We start from the raw sequence: 618 nt of genomic DNA, 5'->3' as shown, positions 1-618 counted from the left end.
GCGGCCAGATCGGGATACTCGCGCATCAGCCGGCTCGCCTCGTCCAGCACCGCCGCGAGGCGATCGACCACGCCGCCGGGACCCGCGGCGGCGGCTCGCAGCCGCGGCACCGCCATGCGTTCGATGTCCTCGACGGCCGCGTCCAGCAATTCGGACTTGTTCGGGAAGTAGTGGTACAGGCTGCCGCTGGTGACGTCGGCCGCCCGGGCGATCTCGCGAATCGTGGTGCGCGCGTACCCGAATTCGGCCACGCAGCGCATGGTGGCAACGACGATCCGCTGCCGCGTCTCCTCGCCGCTGGCGCCGACCGGACGTCCCCGTTGCGCCCGCGTCACCATGCTGTCCTCACTCGCGCGTCCCGTCCGCCGGCTCCCGGTCCCCGACACGGTCGAATATAATCGAGTGATCGATTAGTTCCGGCTTCGCCGCGGAGGTGCGTAGTGCGTGATGGACGGAGCTGCGGCGGGCTTCCCGCCGCATGAGCGTCACGCCGCCGCAATTGGGTCGGCCGGTGGGTGCCGACGGTGAGCAGACCCGGGCCCGCATCATCACCGCCGCGATGCGATGTGTGGCCGAGAATGGCTATTCGCGCACCACGATTCGCGAGATCGCCCGGGC

At 70.2% G+C, this 618-nt stretch carries 2 protein-coding genes; one reads left to right on the top strand and one right to left on the bottom strand.

From position 1 onward, the window contains the following. Positions 1–338, bottom strand: a 338-nt coding sequence (locus tag A9X04_RS12530) for a TetR/AcrR family transcriptional regulator (RefSeq protein ID WP_156764340.1), incomplete at its 3' end; no start/stop codon positions are given. Between the two features lie 140 nt (positions 339–478). Between A9X04_RS12530 and A9X04_RS29690 the strand changes: the two genes are divergently transcribed. Continuing rightward, positions 479–618, top strand: a 140-nt coding sequence (locus tag A9X04_RS29690) for a TetR/AcrR family transcriptional regulator (RefSeq protein ID WP_156751880.1), incomplete at its 3' end; no start/stop codon positions are given.

Source organism: Mycobacterium sp. E3247 (assembly GCF_001667785.1).
In the GTDB taxonomy this organism is placed as follows: Bacteria; Actinomycetota; Actinomycetes; order Mycobacteriales; family Mycobacteriaceae; genus Mycobacterium.
The sequence above is the reverse complement of the archived record's forward strand: the minus strand, read 5'-3'. Positions and strand labels throughout refer to the sequence as shown.